The organism is Maribellus maritimus, assembly GCF_022267315.1.
Taxonomy (GTDB): domain Bacteria; phylum Bacteroidota; class Bacteroidia; order Bacteroidales; family Prolixibacteraceae; genus Draconibacterium; species Draconibacterium maritimum.
Window position 1 is genome coordinate 112,009 of record NZ_JAIKLE010000008.1, and the last position, 24,806, is coordinate 136,814.

Below are 24,806 nucleotides of genomic sequence, written 5' to 3' on the forward strand. Positions count from 1 at the left end.
ATTATGAAAACAATGTCGTTTGATGACTTGAGTGGAAAAGTATGTGTAATTACTGGTGGTGCAGGTGTTTTGGGAAGTGCAATGGTAAAAGCCATGGCATCTGTTGGTATGAAAATAGCAATTGCCGACATTAACAAACAAGTTGCTGAAAAAGTAGCTGCTGAAATAGCTACCGAATTTAACACTGAAGTAATTGGTGTTGAAGCCAACGTTTTGGACAAACCATCACTTGAAGAAGCAAAAAAAGAAATCAATCAAAAACTTGGTGAAATTAGTATTTTAGTGAATGGAGCTGGTGGAAACAGTCCGCAGGCTACCACCAAAGTTGAACAAATGACCGAAAATGATTTGGATAAACTGGAAGATACATTTTATGGTCTTGAAATGGAAGGTTTTGATAAAGTTTATGCACTAAATTTTAAAGGAACTTTGCTCCCGACAATGGTTTTTACAAAAGACATGTTAAAAAACAAAAGTGGGGTTGTATTAAATATTTCATCGATGAATTCATACAAACCATTGACAAAAATACCTGCTTACTCTGCCGCAAAAGCATCAGTAAATAACTTTACAGAATGGCTTTCCGTACACCTCGCTAAAGTTGGGATTCGGGTCAATGCAATTGCTCCGGGCTTTTTTATTACACATCAAAATCGTTTTTTGGTTATGGATGAAAAAACCGGAAACTATTCACCACGCGGACAAAAAATTGTTGACAATACTCCCATGGGAAAATTTGGAGAACCGGAAGATTTACAGGGAGCTACACTTTTCCTTCTTTCAAATGTTTCCTCTTTTATTACAGGGATAGTTATTCCGGTTGACGGCGGATATAGTGCCTTTGGTGGAGTTTAATCTTGAAATAAAATCAACAAATATAAACATGGAACTAAAAAAGAATTGTAAATACGCATTACTGGTTCCCACAAGTATGGGAATAAGAATTACTCCTGTTAACGGTCAGCCGGTACACAGCAGCGACACGTATAAAATGCAGGCAACAAGCGCTGAAACAAACGTAGCAAGCATTTCTTCGTACCTGGGTTTACCGGTAAAAGTGCTCACAACATTTGTTAAAGGAAGCCCGATTGCTCAATTTATAAAAAGCAATCTGAAAGCCCGTCATATGGATTATGAAGGCCCGGAAGTGGAACAGGGTACTCCGTGGGGATTTCGTCACCAGATAAATATAGCCGACAGTGGATTCGGTTCGCGGGGGCCACGGGTATTTAATGATCGCGCAGGTGAAGTGGGGCGAACGCTTAATGTAAAAGATTTTGATTTAGAACGAATTTTTGGAGAAGAAGGCGTTCAGGTAGTTCATCTTTCAGGTTTAATTGGAGCGCTTTCGCCGGAAACCTCGGAATTTTGTCTTGAGATAGCAAGAGCTGCAAAAAAACATGGGACAAAAATCTCATTCGATTTAAACCACCGCGCTTCGTTTTGGAAAGGAAGAGAAAAAGAACTGCGTGAAAACTTTACCGAAATTGCTTCTGTTTCTGACGTTTTAATTGGAAACGAAGAAGATTTCCAACTATGTTTTGGAATTGAAGGTCCGGAAGCTGGTGGTGAGGGTATAAAAGCCAAAATTGATGGGTTTAAAGGATTGATAAAAAGAGTAAAGGAAACATTTCCCAATGCATCTGTTTTTGCTACTACTCTTCGTGAAGTTGTGAGTGTTAACGAACATCTTTGGGGGGCAATTATGTTGGAAGGTGAAAACTGGCATGTAATTGAGCCGCGTACCATTAATGTGCTTGACAGAATTGGTGGTGGTGACGGATTTGTAGGTGGAATGCTATACGGCGTTTTACGTGGTTGGGAACCGGAGAAATGGCCGCAGTTTGGCTGGGCAACCGGTGCAATGGCAGCAACTTTCCTCACCGATTATGCCCAACCTGCTGATGAAGAAATGGTATGGAGTATTTGGAAAGGAAATGCAAGAGTAAAAAGATAATTCAATATTAAAAACCTTTTGCAAAGATTTAAATTTTGAGCACTAATCCCCGGCTTTTGGTCGGGGACTTTTTCTCTACAAATGTATTTCTGATTTTTTAGAAACTACTTTTATTAAAACGATGATTTATTACGAAAAAGGCACTACTGATGCAGCACTTTCGGCTGAAGATTTAAAAAAGGGACTTTTTGAGGCCCTGGAGAAAATGGGACAAAAACAAAAAGTGCTGGCTGTTCCTCCCGATTATACAAGACTTCCGTCGCGGGCCGGCGAATTAACTGAATTTGTATGGGAATATTTTGGGGAACGATTAACTGATATTCTGCCTGCACTGGGGACGCATACTCCAATGACAGAAAAACAGATTAGCCATATGTTTGGAGCAACACCAAAACATCTGTTTCGTGAACACGATTGGAGAAACGATGTGGTTACACTGGGAACAGTCCCCGCAGAATTTGTAAAAGAAGTATCAGATGGAGCGGTTAATTACGATTGGCCGGTACAGGTTAACAAATTACTGGTTGAAGGCGGTTTCGATCTTATACTGTCCATTGGTCAGGTTGTACCTCACGAGGTAGTCGGCATGGCCAACTATAACAAAAACATCTTTGTTGGAACAGGTGGTTCCGAAGGAATAAACAAAAGTCATTTTATAGGCGCTGCTTACGGAATGGAAAAAATGATGGGCCGGGCAGATACCCCGGTTCGAAAAATCTTTAACTACGCGTCAGAAAAAGTAAGCGCCGATCTCCCGATTGTTTATGTACAAACGGTAGTTGGTTTAAATAAACAAGGCAGGCTGCAAACTTACGGGCTTTTTGTCGGCGATGATTACAGTGTTTTTGACAAAGCAGCAAAACTTTCTTTGCTTGTGAATTTTGAAATGGTAAATAAACCGCTAAAAAAAGTAGTGGTTTGGTTAGACCCCACAGAATTTAAAAGTACATGGCTTGGAAACAAAAGCGTTTACAGAACACGAATGGCACTGGCCGACGATGGTGAATTAATTGTTTTGGCCCCTGCTTTAAAAGAATTTGGAGAAGATGCCCAAATTGATGCATTGATTAGAAAATACGGATATCATGGAACGCCACATACCTTAAAAATGGTAAAAGAAAACGAAGACCTTCAAAAAAATCTTGGAGCTGCGGCGCATCTCATCCATGGTTCATCTGAAGGAAGATTCAGCATCACTTATTGCCCGGGAAAAGAAAAAGAGAATTTAACACGCAGGGAAATTGAAAGTGTCGGTTTTATTTACGGCGACTTTGATGAGATTACCGCTCGTTATAATCCCGAAACACTAAAAGACGGATTTAACACTTTGCCCGACGGTGAAGAAATATTCTATATTTCTAATCCTGCGATAGGTTTGTGGGCATACAAAGATCGATTTGAATTTTGATGAAAAATAAGAATACGATACACTGGGGAATAATTGGAGTAGGCGACGTTACGGAAGTAAAAAGCGGACCGGCTTTTAATAAAAGTAAAAACTCGGGGCTGATTGCTGTTATGCGAAGAAATCCAGAAAAAGCAGCCGACTATGCCCGTCGTCATAATGTTCCAAAATGGTACTCAAACGCCAGTGAGTTAATAAATGACCTGGAAGTTGATGCCGTTTACATAGCCACCCCACCCGATTCTCATGCTCAATATGCTATTGAAACAATGCGGGCCGGCAAACCGGTTTATGTTGAAAAACCGATGGCCAGAAATCACAGGGAATGTATGGAAATGTTAAAAGTATCGGAGGAAACAGGCATGCCGCTATGTGTTGCATACTACAGAAGAACTTTGCCTGCATTTTTAAAAGTAAAAGAGCTTGTTGAAAAAAAAGCTATCGGCAAACCGTTACTCGTAAACATTAAACTATATAAACAAGCAGCCGAAAAAAATCAAAAGAGAGAGGAAATGCATTGGCATGTTTTTCCTGAAATAGCTGGTGCAGGTCATTTTTTTGATTTGGCTTCTCACCAGTTCGATTATCTTGATTTTGTTTTCGGCCCCGTCAAAGAAGTTTCAGGAAAGGCGGAAAATAAAGCTGGTCTGTATCCCGCAGAAGATACTGTTACCGGAACCTGGAAACACGAATCGGGCATCACCGGAACAGGAAGCTGGTGTTTTGTAGCAGATGCATCATCAGAAAAAGATGAAATAGAAATTATCGGAGAAAAAGGCCGTATAGTCCTTCCTTGTTTTTCACCGGGAAATGTTATTCTGCAAAACGAAAATGGCACCAGGGAATATGAATTTACCAACCCAAAACATATTTCTCAAAATCTCGTTCAACAGGTTTCCAATGAATTCCTTGGCCAGGGAAAATCAGTGAGTACAGGAATTTCGGCTGCCCGCACAAGCTGGGTTCTTGATGAAATGGTCAAAAACTACTACCCGGAAAAACAATGAAAATTATTATCGACGATAAAATACCGTATATTAAAGGCGCTCTCGAGCCTTTTGCTGAGGTTGTCTACCTTCCGGGGAAAGCAACCAATGCAGAAGTTGTAAAAGATGCCGACGCACTGATTACCCGGACCCGGACCATCTGTAACAAAAAATTACTTGAAGGTTCGCTTGTGAAATTCATTGCTACGGCAACCATTGGTTATGACCATATTGATACAAATTACTGCAAATCAGCGGGAATTCACTGGACAAATGCTCCCGGTTGTAATGCCGAGAGTGTAAACCAATACATTACATCAGCATTATTCTCCTGGTCGATGCGAAAAAGAGAAGATCTGGCCGGAAAAACCATTGGAATTGTCGGAGTAGGAAATGTAGGCACGAAAGTAGCAAGAACTTGTGAAATACTGGGAATGAAAGTTTTGCTAAACGATCCGCCACGTGAAAGAAATGAAGGTTCTGAAAAATTTGTGTCGATTGAAACCATTCAGAAAGAAGCAGACATTATTACTTTCCATGTTCCTTTAAATTTAGCAGGAAATGATGCCACCTTTCATATGGCAAATGAAAAGTTTTTACAGAATCTTTCAAAACAACCGCTTCTGATCAATTCTTGTCGGGGTGAAGTTTTTGAAACTGAGTCGGTTTACAACGCACTGGAAGCCAACGATATTTCAGGAGTAATTTTAGATTGCTGGGAAAATGAACCCGAAATTGATTTAGAGTTACTAAACCTTGCTGATTATGGAACTCCTCATATTGCAGGATATTCAAAAGACGGAAAAGCCAACGGGACAAAAATGAGCGTTCAGGCTGTCAGCCGATATTTTAATCTTGGAATCGATGATTGGGAACCGGAAGGTGTTGAACTTCCTCAAAATACATTTATTGAGATTGACGGGAATCAACGACGTGAATATTCAATTCTGGCGGAAGCTGTACTTTCAACTTATGATATTGAAAACGATGATGAAAGCTTGCGCGAAACTCCGCATCTTTTTGAAAAGCAGAGGGGAGATTATCCGGTAAGAAGAGAATTTGATAGCTTTACTGTTAAAGCAAAAAATATTAAAAAAGATACACTAGAAAAATTGAAAAAATTAGGATTTAAAATTATTGAAATATAAAAATCAAAATAAAATGAAAAAATTAGCTGATATTGGATTGATAGGGTTAGCTGTAATGGGCGAAAACCTTGTATTAAACATGGAAAGCAAAGGTTACACTGTAGCAGTGTACAACCGCACTGTAGAAAAGGTGGACAAATTTGTAAATGGACGCGGAGCCGGAAAAAACTTTATTGGTGCGCAGTCCATTGAAGAATTTGTTGCTTCTCTCGAAAAACCAAGAAAAGTGATGATGCTGGTAAAAGCGGGAAAACCGGTTGATGCGCTGATAGAGCAAATTATTCCGCATCTTGAGGAGGGCGACATTATTATTGACGGGGGTAACTCACACTTCCCCGACACAATAAGAAGAACAGAATATGTGGAAAGCAAAGGTTTGCTTTACGTAGGAACCGGTGTATCGGGTGGTGAAGAGGGTGCGTTGAAAGGCCCTTCGATGATGCCGGGTGGATCTCCGGATGCATGGCCGCATGTTAAAGAAATATTCCAGGCAGTAGCAGCTAAAGTGGAAGATGGTTCTCCCTGTTGCGACTGGGTAGGAGAAGGCGGCGCCGGACACTTTGTAAAAATGGTGCACAACGGAATTGAATATGGTGATATGCAAATTATTACCGAAGCATACCAGCTAATGAAAGACCTGCTGGGAATGAGCAACGATGAAATGCACGAAGTTTTTAAAGCATGGAATGATCAGGAACTGGATAGTTATCTTATTGAGATTACACGCGATATTTTGGGTTATAAGGATGAGAATGGTGAAGAAACTGTTGACTTTATCCTTGACACAGCGGGTCAGAAAGGAACCGGAAAATGGACAGGTATTTCTGCTCTCGACCTTGGTATTCCTTTAACATTGATTGGAGAATCAGTTTTTGCACGTTGTCTTTCCGCTCAAAAGGATCTAAGAGTTCAGGCGTCAAAAGCAATTTCGGGCCCGGCTCCAAAATTCGACGGAGAAAAGGCGCAGCTGATTGATGATCTGAAAATGGCTCTGTATGGTGCAAAAATCATCTCATATGCACAGGGTTATAACCTGATGATGGAAGCAGCCCGGGAATATGGATGGAACCTAAACTATGGCGGAATCGCTTTGATGTGGCGCGGTGGTTGTATCATCCGTTCAGTATTTTTAGCTGACATCAAAGCGGCATTCGATAACAACCCTGATTTACCAAACTTACTTCTGGATCCGTTCTTTAAGGAAAAAATTGAATCAGCGCAGGAAGGTTGGAGAAGAGTTTGTGCAACAGCTCTTTCAAACGGAATTCCGGTACCGGCACTTACTTCTGCACTTTGTTATTTCGATGGATTCAGAACAGAGAGATTGCCGGCAAACTTATTGCAGGCTCAACGCGACTATTTTGGAGCACATACATATGAAAGAACAGACAAACCACGTGGCGAGTTTTTCCATACCAACTGGACTGGTCGTGGTGGCGATACTGCTTCTTCAACTTACAATGTGTAGCTTAAACCAACTTAATTTTAATGTAAAATCCGGGGAATTTTCTCCGGATTTTCTATTTAAGAAAAGATTACAAATTAATCATTGCCTTTATTGCGCCGTCTTTATACCCTTCCACAATATCAAAAGCTACAGCTGTTTCGTCAAAGGAAAAGTTGTGTGTCACCATTTTTTCAATATCTATTTTGCCCGAAACGACCAAATCAATTGCTTCTTCTACACAGTGATTCTGACGGCGCACGTTAATGACGGTTAATTCCTTACGACGCATTAAATCCATATTAAACGTGTACTCAGCAGAAGGAGGAATTCCGACTAAAACAAGTTTGCCTCCGGGTTTTAATATTTTAATTGCATTGGTTACAGCCTCCTGTTCGCCACTTGCCTCAAAAACGACATCGAGCAACAATTCTTCTCTTTTTTGAACTTCTGTTTCCACTACCTCTTTTTCAGGATTGATCAAATAGGAAGCGCCAATCTCACTTGCTTTTTTCAGCCTGTATTCAAGAGGTTCAATTATTCCAACATTCGAAATCTCCTCAGCCAGAAGTTTCATAAGAATACTCATCCCTATAGGACCTGCCCCGAAAACACCTACAGAAGTTTTATTATTCGAAATATTTGCCAGATTTACCGCATAAACCCCAATCGTAAGCGGTTCGATTAAAGCCGCCTGTGTTTTATTGAGTTTTCCTGTTACCGGGAAACACGTAAACTCAGGCATTACAATTGACTCAGCCAAACATCCATCCAACTGCCCCGGGCAACCTAAAAATTTATTATTCCGGCAGGTATGTGGTCTTCCTCCCCGGCACTGGTCACACTCTCCACAATGTACAGAAGGATCAATCACAACCAGGTCTCCCACTTTTACACGGCTTACCTCCTCGCCTATTTCTTCTATTATTCCGGAACATTCGTGCCCAACCGGGAAAGGATATTGCACAACTTGAGAACCTATTTTCCCTTCAGAATAATAATGAATATCTGAACCGCAAACCCCAACTACCGACACTTTAATTTTAACTTCAGTCGGTTTTACAATTTTAGGTTCATCGCAAACAGTTGGTTCCATTTTCCGAATATTTGTCAAAACAATTTTTTTCATTATGATAAGTCTAAAAAGATTATTTTTTAAAAGTAGACATTTATGCACACACTGCCTTATACGACCTGCTCATAAAACAATTGAAAAATGATTTTTGTCACATTTTATATTTCACAGACCCTATTGAATAAACAAAAAAATCAACAAAAAAAAAGTGTTTATATTTTACAACATGCCCCCCTTTTATTAACGACTGAAAATCAATATTTTAAAAAAATAGGCATTTGAAATTTTAACAAATATTAATAAATTTTTAAAAATCGTTAACGATTGAAACAATTTTGTACTATATTAGCAATGCTTAAAAATGAAAGATTAAGAAAATTATTGAAAACTACCTTTTCTCTATTAGACCAATAAAGTTTTCTTATCTAACTAAACTAGACTATGAACAATCGGGTTATCCAATAAAAGATAACCCGTTTTTTTATACTCTTTTTCTGATATTATGTTTAAAACGAAAATAAAACAGCAACCCGGCAACCCCAAGTCCAACGAGGTATCCATACCAAATTCCCTGCGGGCCGATATTAGCAACAAAAGTTAGCAAATAACTTGTTGGTATTCCGATTAGAAGATAGGCAACAAAAGCAATAAACATTGGAACTTTTACATCTGCCATTCCTCTCAAAGTACTTAGCATAACCACCTGTAATCCGTCAAAAATCTGAAATACTGCTGCAACAACCAGTAAACTGGCTGCAATAATAACGACATGTGAATCGGTGGTGAAAAGATAGGGAAGATAGTTTTTTCCAAAAACAAATACCAGTGCCATAAACGACATAAAGGCTAAAACAAGGTGAGTAGAACCAAATGCTGCCATTTTTAAAGCTTTTAAATCGTTATTTCCCATCTGATGGCTGATTCTAATTGTATTGGCCTGAGAAATTCCTAACGAAATCATGTAAGTAAAAGAGGCCAATCCAAGCGCAACCTGATGCGCTGCGAGAGGCTTTTCTCCTAACCAGCCCATCATTATTGCTCCAATACCAAAAGCTGTAACCTCTACAATAATTTGTAATGCTATAGGAATTCCGATTTTTAGAATTTTTTTAATACGACTTAGTTCCAACGGATGGATCCGCGCACTACGAAAATGAATTCTATGTTGTTTTCTCTTCCAGATAAAAAGTATAAAAAGGCACGGCATCACTAGTCTTGAGACCAAGGTGCCGATTCCGGCACCAACCAGCCCCATGGCAGGAAAACCAAATTTTCCAAAAATTAAAACATAATTGAGCAATATATTTACAACATTAGACATCAGGGTAATTTGCATAGCCATTTTTGTATTTCCCAAACCTTCAAAAAACTGCTTAAAGGAAAAAAATAAAATAAAGGGTAAATAGGATGCACACAATAAAAGATAGTAAGGTTTTGCCAGATCCAAAACATCTTTTGGTTGTCCCATTAGTGGTAAAAAGAAATAAACCCCGCTCATGATTGCAGTTAAAACAAGGGCTGCCACAATATGTGTAAACATGCCGTTTTTAAGCCAAACTGTAACTTCCGATTTTTCATTGTTTCCGAAAGCATTACCAACCAACGGAGTTAGCCCCAAAGTAAGCCCCATGCCAAAATTCATCCCTATCATGAATATATTATTCACAAAAGCCGATGCAGCAAGCTCAGTAGTCCCTACATGACCAACCATCATTACATCAATAAGCTGTACGCTTACCTGCCCAACTTGCGAGAGTACAACTGGTAAAGCCAGCCTCAGATTACGCTTGTAATATGGGAAATAATGTGCCAGTTTCATTCCAAACATTGAATAATTGGGCACCAAAGTTATGATTTTGAATTAAAGTGAGAACCAGTAGCTCAGTTTTATCATAAAAGCATTTTGAGCAGCCACTTTTGAAATTCCTTTTAAACTGTTGCCGATTGACGGGTTGTATACATTTTCGTAACGAGACCTGTAGTTTGTCCAAACAAAATAAAATGTTGAACCGGTTTTGTATTCCCAGCGTAAAACCAGATTGGAATTAAATTCCTGAAAATTAAAATCCTGATTATCCTCGGTAAGATTAAGAACTAAATTTGAATTTTCATCTACCAGTAAACGCTCATCTCCTTCTTCAATATTTAAGAAGGTATACCTGCTGTTTAAATCTTTAGATTTAGAATCAGCAACTTTTCTAAAGTCAAGAAATTTTCCGGTAGAAGCATAGGGGCTCCCGTAATACTGAAGCGATAATTCCGGAGTAACAAACAGTTCTGCCCGTAAGGTCGTATACAAGGTTTTTCGATCCAGTTTTCCAACAATATATTCCTAATTATCGGTTATTGATTTTTGCATAACATACTGGCTGTTGTCAACCTCGTTGGTATATGTCGTACGCGCCGCTACCGTAAACCGGTTGCTAATTAACCATTGAATATAAAACTGAGAATAATTTTCCTGACTTATTTTATCATCAAAACGTGCCCAATAACCGGAGAATCCCAAAATAACATCTTTTCCCGGGTCGGTTTGTAAATTAACCCGGCCCATTGTTCTGTTGTCAATTCTCAAAGAAGGACCGCCCCATAATTGTCGGGTATCAATTGTATTAAACTTACGATCAAAAACCAAATCCAATCGCCAGCGGTTTTTAAATTGGATACGCGAATTTATATTTATCTCATCTCCTATATTTTCACCGCCATAACTCCAATGATGCATCTGTTCCACCCCGATATGGTAACTTCGGAGAATTCCTTTCGGTTTATTTATCCAATATAAAAAATCAAGATTCTGATCGATGTAGTCGGCTTGTCTTAAATATCCCAAATCATTTAATTCAACTCCCGGAGACCGCCAGTCAAAGCCACCGGTCAACCTAACCTTACCACTTCTTTTTCCTCCACTAATTTCACCTCCCCAACCTTCCAAAGTAGTCAACTCAGGATCATATTTCAAATGACCAGCATCAGGTCTTTGAAAATAGTGCCTTGAATTATTTTGCAAACTCGATATTGCAGTTGTACTTCCATTCACCTGTGAATAAAAGCTCTTAAAATTCACAAAATATTTTCGGTTTTTCCAGTTGTGCTCAAAGTCAACCCCGCCTACGGTCGAATTGTCGGCCAAAAAATCAAGATGGTCATCTTTTATATTTCTGATGGTTGAAGTTACCAATCCGCCCAGCACGGTGTTTCCTTTATTAAAATCCTTTTTAACCCGACCAATAAAATAATTGGTAAATGGCTCAACGGCTTCTTTTGAACTTCCATTATTTGAGAAAAGCGTTGCCTGTTCGTTTGCCGTCATACTATTGATAATCCCCAGCGAAAGCCCCTTTTTGTTTTTTCCAGTCAGCTTCAGGGCATTTATGATTGATGTATTATCCGGAACTGAAATTGAATTTATACCCTCGGTGTAACCCGGCGCATAGCTTGGCGCATGTCCAATTCGTCTTGAATAAAACAGCAAATCAGAGCCTGCTCCATACTCCAGAATATTGTTTCCTTCCAGAAAAAAAGGTCGTTTTTCATCATAAAAAACTTCATACGAAGTTAAATTCAAAACAGAGGGATCCGCTTCAACCTGCCCAAAATCCGGGTTAATTGTATAATCAAGAGTAAAGTCGGAAGTAACTGCAATTTTCCCGTCCAGGCCTCCGCCAAAGTTGAATTTGTCGTGAGCATCAGAAATGTATTTTGATTTTACATAGGGCAAGACCTCAAAATTTCTTTTAAAAGGGATATCTTTTATTCCTCTCAATTCTCCAAATATATAAACCATGGCAGGTGCATCAACAGGAATTAATTTCCACTGGTCTTCTTCACTCAATCTGTGTATCCACCGCCAGATGTGCATTCCCCAAACATGTTCTTCATTGTTTGCAAAACGCAACTGCGTAAAAGGCACCCTCATTTCAGCATACCAGGCCGAGTCTCCAACCGAGGATTTCCCATCCCAAACGGCATCCCAGTTAAAATCCCAGCCATATTCTCCCAAATGCATCAGATCCACTTTTTGGCCGGCAGCAGTTACATTAAACTCAAAGGCCGTTTGTTTATCGTTGTATGAGTCAAGCGCTATTCCTGCCATATCACCGTTATTTTCATCACGACGGCCTAAAATCGGACTTATTTTATCCGGCTCATCGTCATGACAAACAATTGCAAAATACAAATAGGTGTCATCATAAAGTATTTTTATTTCAGTTTGCTGAGACGGAGCGTTTGCCTGATGTGGTTGCTGCTGGATAAATCCTCCATCCCACTTTCCTACAACTTTCCAGCATTCGTCATCCAGCTTACCGTCTACTTTGGGTTTTAGGTTAGTTCGTGTTGCATAATATACCCTTTTAATGCTTGCATGATGATTCACCAATGAATCATCGGAAAGCGTATAATTAAAATCCTGAGATTCAGCTACCAGAGATTCAGATAAAAAAGATATACTAAAAAAAAGTATTAAGAGGTAATTCCTATACATAACGCATATTTAAATAAGTGGCCTAAAATTAGTTGTTTGCGAAAATACAAAACTTTTTTCTAAGAAAATCTATTTCAACCTTAGAACAAGTTCTTTTGTTTTTCGAATTTAATGGTCGCGATTAACAATCCTATATCTCAAATTTACATTTATTAACACATTTTGATTTGTAGATTAAACCACAAAAGGTAATTTCAAATGGTTTTCTGAACTAAACAATTTTGGATTTGTACAGTTATACTTGATTGTATTTATAAAACAGATAATTTTTATCGATTTATAAAATCAAAATGAGTCAAATAAATAAAATTTTAGTTGCAAATCGTGGCGAGATTGCAATTCGTGTAATGCGCACCTGCCGGGAGTTAGATATAGAAACTGTAGCTGTTTACTCTGAGGCGGATCGCACTTCACTTCATGTAAGATATGCACACGAAGCATATCTCATCGGAAAAGCGCCTTCAAACGAAAGTTATTTAAACATTGAAAAAATATTAGAAGTTGCCAAAAACTGCGGAGCCGATGCTATTCATCCAGGTTATGGCTTTCTTTCTGAAAATGCAAAATTTGCACAACGGTGTTTGGAAGAAGGCATCATCTTTATCGGACCAAATCCGGATGTAATTGTAAAAATGGGTGACAAAATACAAGCCCGTGAAGTTATGAGCAAAGCCGGCATTCCGGTTGTTCCCGGTACTGATGGTGCGATTACAAGCGAGGAAGAAGCACTTTCCATTATAAAAGAAATTGGCGTACCTGTAATGATAAAAGCTTCTGCCGGAGGTGGTGGAAAGGGAATGCGGCTGGTAAAAAATGAATCGGAAGTTGTTTCAGCTGTTCGCGCTGCCCGCTCAGAGGCAAAATCATCGTTTGGCGACGATTCCGTTTATATTGAAAAATATATTACATCGCCGCACCATATTGAATTTCAAATATTGGCCGATCAGCATGGAAATGCCGTTCATCTTTTTGAAAGAGAGTGTTCTGTTCAGCGAAGACATCAAAAAATGATTGAGGAAACTCCTTCTCCGCTGATGACAGAGGAATTACGTGAAACAATGGGAAAAGCAGCTGTTGAAGCAGCCAAGGCGGTTAAATATACGGGGGCAGGTACTATCGAATTTTTAGTGGATAATGACCTGAACTACTATTTCCTTGAAATGAATACAAGGCTTCAGGTTGAACATCCAATAACTGAAAGAGTCACCGGAGTTGATTTGGTAAAACAGCAAATAAAAATCGCTGAAGGACAGGAATTGGAATTTACACAAGATGACCTTATTCAAAAAGGGCATGCTATTGAGTGCCGGATTTATGCTGAAGATTCTGACAATAATTTTATGCCCAGTGCCGGAAAAATCTATAAAATTTCAGAACCTCTGGGGTTAGGTGTCAGAACCGATGGGTATGTGTACGAAGGCTACGAGATTCCAATTTTTTACGATTCAATGATCTCAAAACTTATCGTTTGGGGAAAAACACGGGATGAAGCAATTCGCAGAATGCGGCGGGCACTCTATGAATACAAAATTACCGGGGTTAAAACATCCATAAAGTTCCTGGAAAGAATCATGAATAATAAAAACTTTATTGATGGAAACTACGACACACATTTTATTGAAAAGAACCAGGAACAGCTACTGAATAACGATTCGTGTGAAGACTGTGACGACATGGTAATTATCGCCGCGTTTATTGATTATCTTGATAAACTGGGAAATTCAGAAAAAAACCAAAAGGAATTTACCGCTGCACAAAGCAGATGGAAGAAAATCCAGTTTATTAATCATTTCTAAAAAATTAGTTATGCCAGTTGAAATAAAACTAAACAACAGAGTTGCATGGGTAAATCTGTTAAATCAAAATGGAAATCTTCTTGAAGTTGAGGTTGACGGAAAGCTCTACAAGGTAGATTTAATGCATACAGCCGACGGAACCTTTTCAATTTTGGAAGGAGGACATTCCTATAACATTGAGCTCGTGCCTCATGAACAACCAAAAAAATACACTGCTTACACGCTTTATAAAGAATTTGAGCTTGAAGTTATTGACGCAGAAGCTCGTTATCTCTTAAACAGAGGAGCCAATGGTTTTAGCTCAAACGAAAATACAATTTCGTCGCCAATGCCGGGAAAAGTAGTTGAGATACTGGTTAACGAAGGTGATGAAATAAAAGAAGGCGAGAATGCGATTATTATTTCTGCCATGAAAATGGAAAGCGAATACAAATCGCCCCGCGACGGGAAGGTAAAAAAGATAAATGTTAAAGCGGGCGATACAATCGAAGGAAATCAGATTTTAATTGAACTGGAATAAAACCTGGAAATATATGGATTTAAAAGAAAAGTATAACCAGCTCGAAGAATTGAATGAAAAAGCCGAGTTGGGTGGAGGAATTGAACGTATCGAAAAACAACATGCTGCCGGAAAAAAATCGGCTCGCGAACGGATTTTACAATTGCTCGACCCCGGTACATTTAACGAAATAGACAAATTGGTTACCCACCGCAGTTATGACTTTGGAATGGAAACCAAAAAAATACTTGGCGATGGTTTAATTTCGGGATATGGAAAAATGAATGGCAGACTTGTTTATGTTTTTGCCCAGGATTTTACAGTTTTTGGAGGTTCACTGAGCCGGGCAAATGCCGACAAGATTGTCAAAATTCAGGAATTGGCACTTAAAATGGGAGCGCCTATTATTGGTTTAAACGACTCAGGTGGAGCAAGAATTCAGGAAGGAGTGGAAAGTCTTGCAGGATACGCCGATATCTTCTATAACAATGTTATAGCATCGGGAGTTATTCCGCAAATTTCAGCTATCTTAGGTCCTTGTGCCGGTGGAGCAGTTTACTCTCCTGCCCTTACCGATTTTATTTTTATGGTGAATGAAAAAAGCCACATGTTTGTTACCGGACCAGATGTAATTAAAACTGTTACACACGAAGAAGTTAGCAAAGAAGAACTGGGTGGAGCCTCAACACATAATACAAAAAGCGGCGTTGCTCATTTTAATGGAGCTGATGAAGACCAGACTTTAATGATGATAAGGGAACTACTTAGTTTTCTTCCCTCAAATAACCTGGAAGATCCTCCCGTAAAAACAACAATCGATCCTTCTGACCGTGTGGAAGAAAGTTTGCAGGATCTGGTACCGGCCGACCCCAACAAACCTTACGACATGCACGAGATTATTCAAAAGGTAATCGACAACAAACACTTTTTGGAAGTCCAGGCACAATACGCAAAAAATATAGTTATTGGATTTGCCCGCTTTGGAGGCAAGCCTGTTGGGATTGTTGCAAACCAACCGGCTCACCTGGCGGGAGTACTCGATATAAATTCATCGGTAAAAGCTGCTCGGTTTGTTCGTTTCTGCGATGCCTTCAATTTACCCTTGGTAACTTTTGTTGATGTCCCGGGATTTTTGCCCGGAACCGGCCAGGAGTTTGGCGGTATCATTAAACACGGTGCAAAACTTCTGTATGCTTTCTCGGAAGCAACGGTTCCAAAGATTACGATTATCACGCGAAAAGCTTATGGCGGAGCGTATGATGTAATGTCGAGCAAACACATTGGCGCTGATGTAAATTTTGCTTATCCTACAGCTGAAATTGCTGTTATGGGCCCCGAAGGAGCCATAAATATTATTCACCGGAATAAACTAAATGACGATGAAAAAGTAAACGCGGTGCAGGAATACCGGGAAAAATTTGCCAATCCGTACAAGGCGGCATCACTGGGTTACGTCGATGAAATCATTAATCCCAGGGACACCCGTAAAAAAATTATTGATGCGTTGGATATGACTCAAAATAAACGAAAGTCAAATCCACCCAAAAAGCATGGAAATATTCCGTTATAAATCAGAATTATATTAAAATATTGGGCAAAAAGGCGTACAATTGTACGCCTTTCTATTTTTAAATACATTTCTCTTTTAAAAAGGACCGAAAGTATTTGATAAATAACATATTATTTCTATTTTTGCGCGTCCAAAAAATTGGATATTTAATATTAATTAAAAATTAGATGTTTATGTTGAATCAGTATGAAACCGTTTTCATTTGTACTCCCGTTTTATCTGAGCCACAGGTAAAGGAAGCGGTAAAAAAATTCAAGGAACTCATCGCTGAAAATGGAGGCGAGATGATCCATGAAGAAGATTGGGGAATGAAAAAACTGGCTTACCCAATCCAGAAAAAATCGACAGGCTTTTATCATTTATTTGAATTTAAAGCTGATCCTTCTTTTATTTCAAAGTATGAAACTGAATTCCGTCGCGACGAAAGAGTAATCAGGTTTATGACCGTTAAACTCGATAAGTACGCAATTGAATACAGCAATAAAAGAAAAAAATTACAAAAAGCTAAAACAGAACAGGAGGGATAAAAATGGCACAGAATTCAAGTGAAATCAGATATCTGACTCCACCGTCAGTTGAAATCAAAAAGAAAAAATATTGCCGTTTCAAAAAGAACGGAATTAAATATGTAGATTACAAAGACCCGGAATTCCTGAAAAAATTCTTAAACGAACAAGGTAAAATTTTACCTCGCCGAATTACCGGAACTTCTTTGAAATATCAGCGTAAAGTTGGTCAGGCTATCAAACGTGCCCGCCAAATTGCTTTATTGCCATTTGTAACCGACATGTTAAAATAGTAAGGAGGACACGAAATGGAAATTATATTAACACAAGACGTTGAACGTTTAGGAAGTAAAGACGACATTGTATCTGTAAAAGATGGTTTTGCACGTAACTTCCTTATTCCGCAAAAAATGGCGATTGCCGCTACGGAAACCGCAAAAAAAGTTTTGGCGGAAAACATAAAACAACGTGCGCATAAAGAAGCAAAACTAAAAGACGCTGCAGCTGAAATCGCAGAAAAAATTGTAAACAAAAAGATTACCATTGGAGCAAAAACCAGCTCATCAGGCAAAATTTTTGGTTCGGTAAATACAATTCAGCTGGCAGAAGCAATCAATAAGAAAGGTTTTGAAATCGACCGCAAACAAATCATTCTTCCTGAAGACAGTATTAAGGAAGTTGGTTCGTACACAGCAAAAATTAAACTACACAAAGAAGTAGTTGTGGAAGTTGAATTCGAAGTTGTTGCTGAATAAGAAAATAACTTATAAATAAAAAGAGGCTGCTTTTATGTTTTTCATACACAAGGCAGCCTCTTTTATTTTTTTGACTATTCTTCTTACCTTGTATAAGTATCTCCCGATATACAGACGTAACTATTTATACCTTTATACCTGACCAGTTATTATTTATGTCAAGAGTAGTGACATCCGTTGCACATCCTTTGGCAACACTATTGGGTGAATCATCAATAATAAGATCATAATATTCTTTTGAATAATTCTCGTACGGACAATGATTTGGTGCATGACGAACTAATACTGCAGATCCCCATTTTGACCAAACATAGCTCAAATCCGCAGTATCTGCTCTTGCTGAATGCGCTGCACCATTGTAATATATTTTACTGTAATAGTTCATATGATCTACTTCTTCATATGTAGCCCTATCTCCGCTAAAATATTTCTCAACATCGGAAACATTTGGTATTCTAACCGTATCTCCCCCATCAGACATATGCCATGCATACGCATGGCAATTATATTTATATGAACCATTAGCTTTAATGTCGGCATTCCATCCATTTACATTAATCATAGAGTCATAATATGCCCAGCAAGCAGCACGTTCTCCAGCATCCATAATGGTATTATCCACCTCATAATAAATATCTACTCCTGTCGGAGTTTTAATATCAATTTGACTCAATGAGTATAATGGTATAACTAATAATATTGTTGATAAATTAAGATATTTCATTTTGGGTTTACATTTAATTCAATTAAATAGTTTTCAGTATAATAAATAATTGTATCGGCAAGCTCAATACTTAATTGGTAAGTACCTGTTCCATCAATAAACCGGCCAAGCGCATCATTCCTGTCTATTGAAAATAAAAACGGTTCGTTTTCATCAAAGGCCATAAGACGTCCCATAAATACCGGAGTTCCATCCCAATGAATAACACTGTCATTAAAAATATTTCTTCTTTCTTCAAAATAATCCAATTGCAGATTTAACATTTCAATTTTTTGTTCTTTTGAAAACCGGTTTAAAACGCTATCCTGAGCAGAAGCTACTTCAAGAGCATACAAATTATAATCTATCGTATTTTTAAGCTCAATGGTTTTAAAATAGGAAATAAAAGCAGCAGGAGCGTCAAGCCGTTTTTCCAGTTCATCAAATCCACGGCACCAATTTTTCATTAGATTGTATCCCGATTGATATCCGTTTGAAGCTTCTATTAAACGTCCATAAAATGTCGTGTAACAACTTTTTATTAATCCTTCAGTTGTTAGACAGGGAAGCACACTTTCGGGAATATTCATGTATTCCTTTCTTTCTTCACTGGTTAACGATGAATCCGGAATACTGCTCGCACAAACATAAACTCCGTCAATAAGTAAACTGCAAGGATCCACTTCTTCCTCAACCGGAATCTCTTCATTGTTACAACCCCAAGCAATTATTATAATTGACAAAAAAATTAATAATTTTCTCATGGTAATAATTTTTTGTAATAAAGGTCTGCCATATTGTTTATACAAATCAACATCTTTCTGTTATCCGTAATTCCTTCTTTTATAAAATCTTCACACTGTAAGAATCTATTCTTAATATCCGAAAATTCCACGTTTTGATTTTTCTCTAAAATTCTACCAAGTACTAATCCTGTAGAAGACAAACTCAATAAAGAATAATTAATTTCCGGATTATTTTTGTCCTGAAAAACAGAAATTGCTGCACCCAAAAGTTGTGTTAAATCTTGTTTAGATAAACTTCTTAGAATATTTGGCTGAGATAATACTATCTCAATAAAAATAAATTGATAGCTAAAATTACCTTTTTCAATACTTGTTTTTAATCCCAATCGTTTTTGAGGATCCATTTTTTCGTACTCTTTAAAAACTCCTTTCCTGCATCTTTTCGATTTTCTAATTCTCTAAATCCATTAAATACAGATTTTAAATAATCGTATCCAGCCTGATTATTATCGCGGCTGGTAATTAAAATCCACCAGGGATAAGCGAGGCAGGTTTCAACCAGATTCTCAGTTGTCATTTCCGTTAAAATATCGCCCGGAATATTAAAGGCGTTAAGTCTTTCAGAGAACGAATTGAGCGTATTCCATTCTTCTGTCCCCGGATGAACCGGATAATTCCATGTTACTTCTTCTGTTTGCGCAAATGAAATAAATGGAACGAAAAAAATTAAAATAATAAATTTAAAATTCATAATTTTTGGGTTTAGTAATTGTTGGTTTTAATTTAAACTTAGGCTAATAAAAAATTAGTGAAACTTTTCTTCATATTCAGGATAATCGTAGTTACCGTGCGAGAGAGCAATTGAGAACGAGGTTCATTTGGAGGAGCGGGCTATTCAACCTTGTTGCTGCCCGGGAATGTTTTAAAAGATTTGGTTTACGGGGCATGTTTCATTTTTTAGGTTTTTTTGTAGTTATGAATTTCAGATGAGTTTAATTACCAGAAGATTGCGTTGAAAAGCGGGCCAAGAAATATTCGCACCTTCCGGCGTGTAAGTAAAGGTTTTTTGAGTGGCGGGTTCATAATTTTCAGTTTTACTTGTTTGTGAATTTCAGGTTTATTTCTGTAAGTACATTCCTTAAAACCCGAAAAAGGAACCTGGTAAACAATATGTTTCGTAACACAAAGCTAAAACTTACCTTTCCCAAAGGTTGGGATTTTTGGCGTTTACAAGCCACGCGAAGAAACCGCGCGCGAGTAGAACCATGCTTTCAGATTTTAAAGAAACTGAAAGATACGTCCGACTTCGAAGCTCTAAAAAATCTTTTGTGTATTTGAACTGTTAAGGTAAATCAAAAACGAAAACCAATGGAGATTTTTTATTAAAAAAATATATAAGCAATTTATTCTGAGACAACTGCTTTTATTTTACCGCAATAGTTTCAATTTCAATAAGTACATTCAGCGGTAACTCTTTTACCGCAAATGCTGCCCGGGCTGGTTGATTCTCAGTATAAAACTGTCCGTACACCTCATTCATGTCTTTAAAGTCTTCCATATTTGCCAAAAGACAGGTCGATTTCACAACGTCCTTATATGAATATCCTGCAGCTTCCAAAATGGCACCAATATTCTTTAATACCTGAACTGTTTGTTCCTTAATACCACCATACACAACCTTTATTGTTTCAGGGTCTAACGGAATCTGTCCTGATATATACAGTGTGTCCCCCACCTCAACAGCCTGGCTGTATGGTCCAATCGCTTTCGGAGCATTTGAGGTTTCAATAACTCTTTTCATTTTTTGTATTATTAATAATTGTCGAAATAACTTCTGTTTTTTGTCAGTTTTAAATCTTTTAACAACGAAGATCTTGCATTAATTGTAAAACTGTAACTCCGTCTCTGCCCAAAAGGAATAAAATTAAACACCATTTGCCAGCAATGCAAATCACGTGTTATATTAAAAGTAGTAAATGAAAATTCCCGGGCCATAATGTCAAAATTTGTTGTCATACTCATACGCCACTTTTCCGTGAGGTTTAGGTTTCCCCTGAACCCCAGGGTCTGAGTAACAATATTATCTCCTCCTAAATAGTTAGGCCCCCGATAATTAATACTATAATCAATATTAAAATCCCAGGGCACGTTAAAATCGGCATAATTTGAATAATCACCGGGCAATATATTTTCCTCTTCAATAGCTTCCTTATTTGCCTGAGCCTGCTCTTCTCCTTTTTTCGATTTAAATTGCAAACCAAATGAAAGGTTGGCCTGAGTAAATCTACCAAATTTTGAAAATCCTTTCTTTTCACTCCAGGCGTATTTATTTACTCTTCCATCTTCATCAAGAATATATGGATCGAGCGTTGTTCCAGCATTTATACTAACGCCGGCAATAGTTGTCCTGGCCCGAATGGCTACAGGCGACAAATTAAATGAGTCGGCAACCAGATTATACGATGTACTAAAACTTAAATTGTCAATCAATTTTACTTTTCTATACTTCTGCTCTTCATCCGACTTCGTTGTATCTCTCACATCCAGAACCTTCATCTCCAAACTGTTGTTTAAAGAAAAAGAAACAGCACCTGAAGCTCCCTGGCCTGGAGAACCTCCGTAAATTCCACCATAGTTTACATCATAATATCTTATTGTTCCGGCAGAATCGACTTGAACAGGCTGATAATAGCCAAACTTCTCCTGCCCGAAATCGGGAGTATAACTAAGGCTAACAGAGGGAGTCATTTTATGCCGGATAGCCTGCACTTTCGAGTCTGGATTTAAGGGCGAAAACATTCCGTAAATATTTGTTGAGGCACTCACGCTATATGAATAATCATATACACGGTTTAAACCCGTTAATGTATCAATTCTAACCGTATTTGCAATTCTGTCAGGATTGTCTTCAAAATCAGCGCCCGGAACATAGGTATATTTCATTTTTTTGAAGTACCACTTTTCATTGTAACTAAAACTCGGGCTAAAGTTGACATAGTTAAACAAATTAAAACTGGGCAATGAAATTGGAAGGTTGTGTTTTATCCCATTTTTCCAGTCTTTTGTAAAAGATGAACTCATGACCTCCCATTCTTTTGCATTCTGAAGCGCATTTCTGAGATTACCGGAGTAATTGACTCCAAACTTCTCATACCACCTTACCGGACCCGCCCGGTTTTTTTTCCTAAAAGGATATACTTTGGCCATGCTAAAAGTCATCTCCGGTAATGTGAGAGAAATGGTGGAATCGGTAGAATTTTGCGAGTGCCTCAAGTTTACCGACATATTAAATGGTGTATTTTCAAACTTTTTGGTGTATGATACACTCGACTGTTTTTGCGTACGCAAGTAGGTATCAGCGGTTAACGAATTTTGCTTATCGTATCCGCTGGTTGAAAAATTTACACTTGCCGAAAAGGTTTGGTTCGGATTCGCTTTTGCATCCTGCGAATGTCTCCATGAAATAGCAAATTGATTCGATTTTCCATAGGTGTCGGTTCCTCTTTCGCCTGTTGTATTTACATTATATTTAAAATCGAAATTTCCGTTAAACTTGTATCGCTTTCTGTAGTTGGTATTTAGTTTTCCGGCCCATGAGCCTTTTGAATAAATATCTCCACGCAAGGCTAAATCGAAATACTGGCCGGCAGCCCAATAATAACCACCATCGCGAAGATAAAATCCACGATTGGCTTCCTCTCCGTATGTAGGAACAATAATTCCCGAAGAATAAGTTGGTGTGCTCGGAAAATATCCAAAAGGAAGAAAAGGGAAATAAATTGGAAAATCTTCCAAAACCATATATGCAGGGCCCGTTATAATTTTGTTATTGGAAATAACTTTTGCCTTTGAAAGGTGCAAATAGAAGTGCGGGTGATCAGCATCGCAGGTTGTATATTTTCCGTCTGTTGCAAGAAATGCGTCATCCGATATCTTCTTGGTTCGCTCACTGTGAAAATAGCCTTCGCCTTGCTCGGTAACAACCTGAGTAATTATTCCTTTTTTTGTTTCGAAATTGTATCTCAGTGTTTTTGATTCAAATTCTTCATCACCGTCTCTAAAAACCGGTTTCTGAATAAGTGTTTCAGTTGAATCTAAAAGACCTTCAGCATAAACTTCTTTGGTTTCCAAATCGAGTTCAATATAATAGGCTGTTAATTCAATTTGCTGATAAGTAACATGAGCATTGTTGTACAAAAATACTTTTTGCCCGTCAAAGGATACAATTATAGAATCTTCTGCGTTATAATCAATAGGTGCTTCAATTACAGGAGGTACAATTGAGTCAATCTCAATTGTATCTACAGCTAAAGTATCCTGCACGGGAGTTTCGGTGAAAGTAGTGTCCTGCTGATTTAAATTTGTTAAACGAACATTTTTATCTGTTTCCTGGCCAAAAACAAATAGTGACAAGACTATGAAAAGATATGTTAAACCTATTTTGTACAAATTGTTTTCTGAATTAAAACCTTTATTACCCGGCTTGCCGTGCAAAAATAAAAATAAGGGTTATACAAAAGCCCTAATAAATGCAAAATAATTCTAATATTTCTATTTTTGTTACCGAAATGAATTTTGTTATGAGACAAAGCTTATTCATATTTCTTATCATTTTTTCTTATTTGTCGCCGAAGTGCGCTGAAATACAGGGAGAAAACCCGAGCCCATCTTTTCAGGATGAATCGAAAGTTTCAATAATCGTAATTGATGCAGGACATGGAGGAAAAGATCCGGGGGCAGTTGTAGGTACAGCCCGTGAAAAAGATATTGTCTTGGATATCTCATTAAAACTCGGAGCCTATATCAAAAGTAGTTTCCCTGATGCCAAAGTAATTTATACGCGAGATAAAGATATTTTTGTTCCATTGTACCGGCGTGCCGAAATTGCAAATCGCAACGACGCCGACCTGTTTATCTCAATCCATGCCAACTATGTATCGGCAAGGTCGGTTCAGGGAGCCGAAACTTTTGTTCTCGGACAACACCGAAGCGAGGACAATCTGGAGGTAGCAAAAAAGGAAAATTCGGTGATTTTACTCGAAGACAACTATTCAACCACTTACGAAGACTTTGATCCCAACTCTTCCGAATCCTACATTATGTTTGAAATGATTCAGGATGAATACCTTGAACAGAGCGTTATGCTGGCTTCCGTTATCCAGGATCAATTTCGGGAAGTAGCCAAAAGATATGACAGAAGTGTTAAACAAGCCGGTTTTTTGGTTTTAAGGGAAACGACAATGCCAAGCGTTCTTGTTGAGGCTGGTTTTCTAAGTCATCAATCGGAAAGAAATTACCTTCTGAGTGAATCGGGACGTGATAATATTGCAAACTCCATTTTTAAAGCTTTTAAAGAATACAAACACCGAATAGAAGAAAAAAGCAGCTTCAATCTGGTTACCGAACCGGAAGAAAAACAAGTGGTTCGCAATGAAAAGAAAGAAAATTCAAATCCGATTTTAAACTCCTATTATTCGGTTCAGGTTGCAGCCACGAGAAGATCTCTCGATACAAAACCTTCAAACTTCAAGGGAGAGAAAAACATTTTTAAAATAAATACCGGAAAAATTTACAAATATTATTCAGGGAAATTTGAATCGTACGACGACGCGGTAGCGGAGAGAAAAAGGCTACAAGGAAAATTCAAAGACGCATTTATTGTGGTTTTTGAAGACGATAAGTTGGTTTCCGTTAAAAAGATTCGGTGAAAAATGTAATTCCTGTTCTAAA

Annotated in this window: 23 protein-coding genes; 13 read left to right on the forward strand and 10 right to left on the reverse strand. The window is 38.1% G+C overall.

All coding sequences use genetic code 11. The features are described from left to right. Positions 1-3: 3 nt before the first annotated feature. The 6 genes from K5G00_RS09345 (at position 4) to gnd (ending at position 6,964) form a co-directional block, all read left to right on the forward strand. Positions 4-855, forward strand: a complete 852-nt coding sequence (locus K5G00_RS09345; protein ID WP_238765895.1) for an SDR family oxidoreductase — start codon at positions 4-6, stop codon at positions 853-855. Between the two features lie 28 nt (positions 856-883). After that, positions 884-1,957 carry a sugar kinase gene (locus K5G00_RS09350; RefSeq protein ID WP_238765897.1) on the forward strand — a complete coding sequence of 358 codons (1,074 nt, stop codon included), beginning with the start codon at positions 884-886 and terminating at the stop codon, positions 1,955-1,957. Between the two features lie 121 nt (positions 1,958-2,078). After that, a complete protein-coding gene (locus K5G00_RS09355) occupies positions 2,079-3,365 on the forward strand; it encodes a lactate racemase domain-containing protein (protein WP_238765899.1) in 1,287 nt (428 codons plus the stop codon). Further along, on the forward strand, positions 3,365-4,369 hold the full coding sequence (locus K5G00_RS09360) for a Gfo/Idh/MocA family protein (protein ID WP_238765901.1): 1,005 nt from the start codon (positions 3,365-3,367) through the stop codon (positions 4,367-4,369). The genes K5G00_RS09355 and K5G00_RS09360 overlap by 1 nt, the downstream gene beginning before the upstream one ends. Beyond that, positions 4,366-5,496: a 4-phosphoerythronate dehydrogenase PdxB gene (gene pdxB, locus K5G00_RS09365; RefSeq protein ID WP_238765903.1), complete on the forward strand. Its 1,131-nt coding sequence runs from the start codon at positions 4,366-4,368 to the stop codon at positions 5,494-5,496. The genes K5G00_RS09360 and pdxB overlap by 4 nt, the downstream gene beginning before the upstream one ends. A gap of 13 nt (positions 5,497-5,509) precedes the next feature. Further along, on the forward strand, positions 5,510-6,964 hold the full coding sequence (gene gnd, locus K5G00_RS09370) for a decarboxylating NADP(+)-dependent phosphogluconate dehydrogenase (protein ID WP_238765904.1): 1,455 nt from the start codon (positions 5,510-5,512) through the stop codon (positions 6,962-6,964). A 67-nt stretch (positions 6,965-7,031) separates the two neighbouring features. On the opposite strand, the gene K5G00_RS09375 is transcribed toward gnd, so the two are convergent. From K5G00_RS09375 to K5G00_RS09390, 4 genes are all read right to left on the reverse strand, one after another. Next, entirely contained in the window at positions 7,032-8,069 is a 1,038-nt protein-coding gene (locus K5G00_RS09375; RefSeq protein ID WP_238765905.1) for a zinc-dependent alcohol dehydrogenase, read from the reverse strand. A gap of 427 nt (positions 8,070-8,496) precedes the next feature. Then, the gene (locus K5G00_RS09380; RefSeq protein ID WP_238765906.1) at positions 8,497-9,858 is read right to left on the reverse strand and encodes an MATE family efflux transporter; all 1,362 of its coding nucleotides are present in this window, start codon (positions 9,856-9,858) and stop codon (positions 8,497-8,499) included. An 18-nt stretch (positions 9,859-9,876) separates the two neighbouring features. Next, entirely contained in the window at positions 9,877-10,314 is a 438-nt protein-coding gene (locus tag K5G00_RS09385) for a DUF5916 domain-containing protein (RefSeq protein WP_238765907.1), read from the reverse strand. A 33-nt stretch (positions 10,315-10,347) separates the two neighbouring features. Beyond that, positions 10,348-12,501 (reverse strand): DUF5916 domain-containing protein, encoded by a 2,154-nt coding sequence (locus K5G00_RS09390; protein WP_238765908.1) that lies wholly within the window; start codon positions 12,499-12,501, stop codon positions 10,348-10,350. 290 nt (positions 12,502-12,791) lie between these two features. Between K5G00_RS09390 and accC the strand changes: the two genes are divergently transcribed. From accC to rplI, 6 genes are all read left to right on the forward strand, one after another. Then, positions 12,792-14,297, forward strand: a complete 1,506-nt coding sequence (accC, locus tag K5G00_RS09395; RefSeq protein ID WP_238765909.1) for an acetyl-CoA carboxylase biotin carboxylase subunit — start codon at positions 12,792-12,794, stop codon at positions 14,295-14,297. 10 nt (positions 14,298-14,307) lie between these two features. Then, positions 14,308-14,817, forward strand: coding sequence for an acetyl-CoA carboxylase biotin carboxyl carrier protein subunit (locus K5G00_RS09400; RefSeq protein WP_238765910.1), 510 nt, complete (start codon positions 14,308-14,310; stop codon positions 14,815-14,817). Between the two features lie 13 nt (positions 14,818-14,830). Beyond that, entirely contained in the window at positions 14,831-16,366 is a 1,536-nt protein-coding gene (locus tag K5G00_RS09405) for an acyl-CoA carboxylase subunit beta (RefSeq protein ID WP_238765911.1), read from the forward strand. A 173-nt stretch (positions 16,367-16,539) separates the two neighbouring features. Next, complete coding sequence (gene rpsF / locus K5G00_RS09410; protein WP_158872363.1) at positions 16,540-16,893, forward strand: 30S ribosomal protein S6; 354 nt, start codon at positions 16,540-16,542, stop codon at positions 16,891-16,893. 2 nt (positions 16,894-16,895) lie between these two features. Beyond that, positions 16,896-17,165 (forward strand): 30S ribosomal protein S18, encoded by a 270-nt coding sequence (gene rpsR, locus K5G00_RS09415; RefSeq protein WP_158872365.1) that lies wholly within the window; start codon positions 16,896-16,898, stop codon positions 17,163-17,165. Between the two features lie 15 nt (positions 17,166-17,180). Then, the gene (gene rplI / locus K5G00_RS09420) at positions 17,181-17,627 is read left to right on the forward strand and encodes a 50S ribosomal protein L9 (RefSeq protein ID WP_238765912.1); all 447 of its coding nucleotides are present in this window, start codon (positions 17,181-17,183) and stop codon (positions 17,625-17,627) included. Positions 17,628-17,751: 124 nt separating this feature from the next. Here rplI and K5G00_RS09425 read toward each other — a convergent pair whose 3' ends face one another. From K5G00_RS09425 to K5G00_RS09450, 6 genes are all read right to left on the reverse strand, one after another. Then, entirely contained in the window at positions 17,752-18,351 is a 600-nt protein-coding gene (locus K5G00_RS09425; RefSeq protein ID WP_238765913.1) for a hypothetical protein, read from the reverse strand. Then, positions 18,348-19,094: a hypothetical protein gene (locus K5G00_RS09430; protein ID WP_238765914.1), complete on the reverse strand. Its 747-nt coding sequence runs from the start codon at positions 19,092-19,094 to the stop codon at positions 18,348-18,350. The genes K5G00_RS09425 and K5G00_RS09430 overlap by 4 nt, the downstream gene beginning before the upstream one ends. Beyond that, positions 19,091-19,480 (reverse strand): hypothetical protein, encoded by a 390-nt coding sequence (locus tag K5G00_RS09435; protein WP_238765915.1) that lies wholly within the window; start codon positions 19,478-19,480, stop codon positions 19,091-19,093. The genes K5G00_RS09430 and K5G00_RS09435 overlap by 4 nt, the downstream gene beginning before the upstream one ends. After that, complete coding sequence (locus tag K5G00_RS09440) at positions 19,453-19,827, reverse strand: hypothetical protein (protein ID WP_238765916.1); 375 nt, start codon at positions 19,825-19,827, stop codon at positions 19,453-19,455. The genes K5G00_RS09435 and K5G00_RS09440 overlap by 28 nt, the downstream gene beginning before the upstream one ends. 672 nt (positions 19,828-20,499) lie before the next feature. After that, positions 20,500-20,877, reverse strand: coding sequence for a RidA family protein (locus K5G00_RS09445; protein WP_238765917.1), 378 nt, complete (start codon positions 20,875-20,877; stop codon positions 20,500-20,502). A gap of 11 nt (positions 20,878-20,888) precedes the next feature. Then, the gene (locus tag K5G00_RS09450; protein ID WP_238765918.1) at positions 20,889-23,489 is read right to left on the reverse strand and encodes a putative LPS assembly protein LptD; all 2,601 of its coding nucleotides are present in this window, start codon (positions 23,487-23,489) and stop codon (positions 20,889-20,891) included. Between the two features lie 116 nt (positions 23,490-23,605). On the opposite strand from K5G00_RS09450, the gene K5G00_RS09455 reads away from it, so the two are divergent. Beyond that, the gene (locus K5G00_RS09455; RefSeq protein ID WP_238765919.1) at positions 23,606-24,784 is read left to right on the forward strand and encodes an N-acetylmuramoyl-L-alanine amidase family protein; all 1,179 of its coding nucleotides are present in this window, start codon (positions 23,606-23,608) and stop codon (positions 24,782-24,784) included. The last annotated feature ends 22 nt before the right edge of the window (positions 24,785-24,806 follow it).

Excerpts from the sequence above, each read along its gene's own strand:
- accC (WP_238765909.1), top strand. The coding sequence starts at position 12,792 with ATGAGTCAAATAAATAAAATTTTAGTTGCAAATCGTGGCGAGATTGCA.
- K5G00_RS09440 (WP_238765916.1), bottom strand. The coding sequence starts at position 19,827 with ATGAATTTTAAATTTATTATTTTAATTTTTTTCGTTCCATTTATTTCA.
- K5G00_RS09360 (WP_238765901.1), top strand. The coding sequence starts at position 3,365 with ATGAAAAATAAGAATACGATACACTGGGGAATAATTGGAGTAGGCGAC.
- K5G00_RS09435 (WP_238765915.1), bottom strand. The coding sequence starts at position 19,480 with ATGGATCCTCAAAAACGATTGGGATTAAAAACAAGTATTGAAAAAGGT.
- K5G00_RS09375 (WP_238765905.1), bottom strand. The coding sequence starts at position 8,069 with ATGAAAAAAATTGTTTTGACAAATATTCGGAAAATGGAACCAACTGTT.
- rplI (WP_238765912.1), top strand. The coding sequence starts at position 17,181 with ATGGAAATTATATTAACACAAGACGTTGAACGTTTAGGAAGTAAAGAC.
- K5G00_RS09355 (WP_238765899.1), top strand. The coding sequence starts at position 2,079 with ATGATTTATTACGAAAAAGGCACTACTGATGCAGCACTTTCGGCTGAA.
- pdxB (WP_238765903.1), top strand. The coding sequence starts at position 4,366 with ATGAAAATTATTATCGACGATAAAATACCGTATATTAAAGGCGCTCTC.
- K5G00_RS09455 (WP_238765919.1), top strand. The coding sequence starts at position 23,606 with ATGCAAAATAATTCTAATATTTCTATTTTTGTTACCGAAATGAATTTT.
- K5G00_RS09430 (WP_238765914.1), bottom strand. The coding sequence starts at position 19,094 with ATGAGAAAATTATTAATTTTTTTGTCAATTATAATAATTGCTTGGGGT.
- K5G00_RS09400 (WP_238765910.1), top strand. The coding sequence starts at position 14,308 with ATGCCAGTTGAAATAAAACTAAACAACAGAGTTGCATGGGTAAATCTG.
- rpsR (WP_158872365.1), top strand. The coding sequence starts at position 16,896 with ATGGCACAGAATTCAAGTGAAATCAGATATCTGACTCCACCGTCAGTT.
- rpsF (WP_158872363.1), top strand. The coding sequence starts at position 16,540 with ATGTTGAATCAGTATGAAACCGTTTTCATTTGTACTCCCGTTTTATCT.
- K5G00_RS09445 (WP_238765917.1), bottom strand. The coding sequence starts at position 20,877 with ATGAAAAGAGTTATTGAAACCTCAAATGCTCCGAAAGCGATTGGACCA.
- K5G00_RS09425 (WP_238765913.1), bottom strand. The coding sequence starts at position 18,351 with ATGAAATATCTTAATTTATCAACAATATTATTAGTTATACCATTATAC.
- K5G00_RS09350 (WP_238765897.1), top strand. The coding sequence starts at position 884 with ATGGAACTAAAAAAGAATTGTAAATACGCATTACTGGTTCCCACAAGT.
- gnd (WP_238765904.1), top strand. The coding sequence starts at position 5,510 with ATGAAAAAATTAGCTGATATTGGATTGATAGGGTTAGCTGTAATGGGC.
- K5G00_RS09345 (WP_238765895.1), top strand. The coding sequence starts at position 4 with ATGAAAACAATGTCGTTTGATGACTTGAGTGGAAAAGTATGTGTAATT.
- K5G00_RS09405 (WP_238765911.1), top strand. The coding sequence starts at position 14,831 with ATGGATTTAAAAGAAAAGTATAACCAGCTCGAAGAATTGAATGAAAAA.
- K5G00_RS09390 (WP_238765908.1), bottom strand. The coding sequence starts at position 12,501 with ATGTATAGGAATTACCTCTTAATACTTTTTTTTAGTATATCTTTTTTA.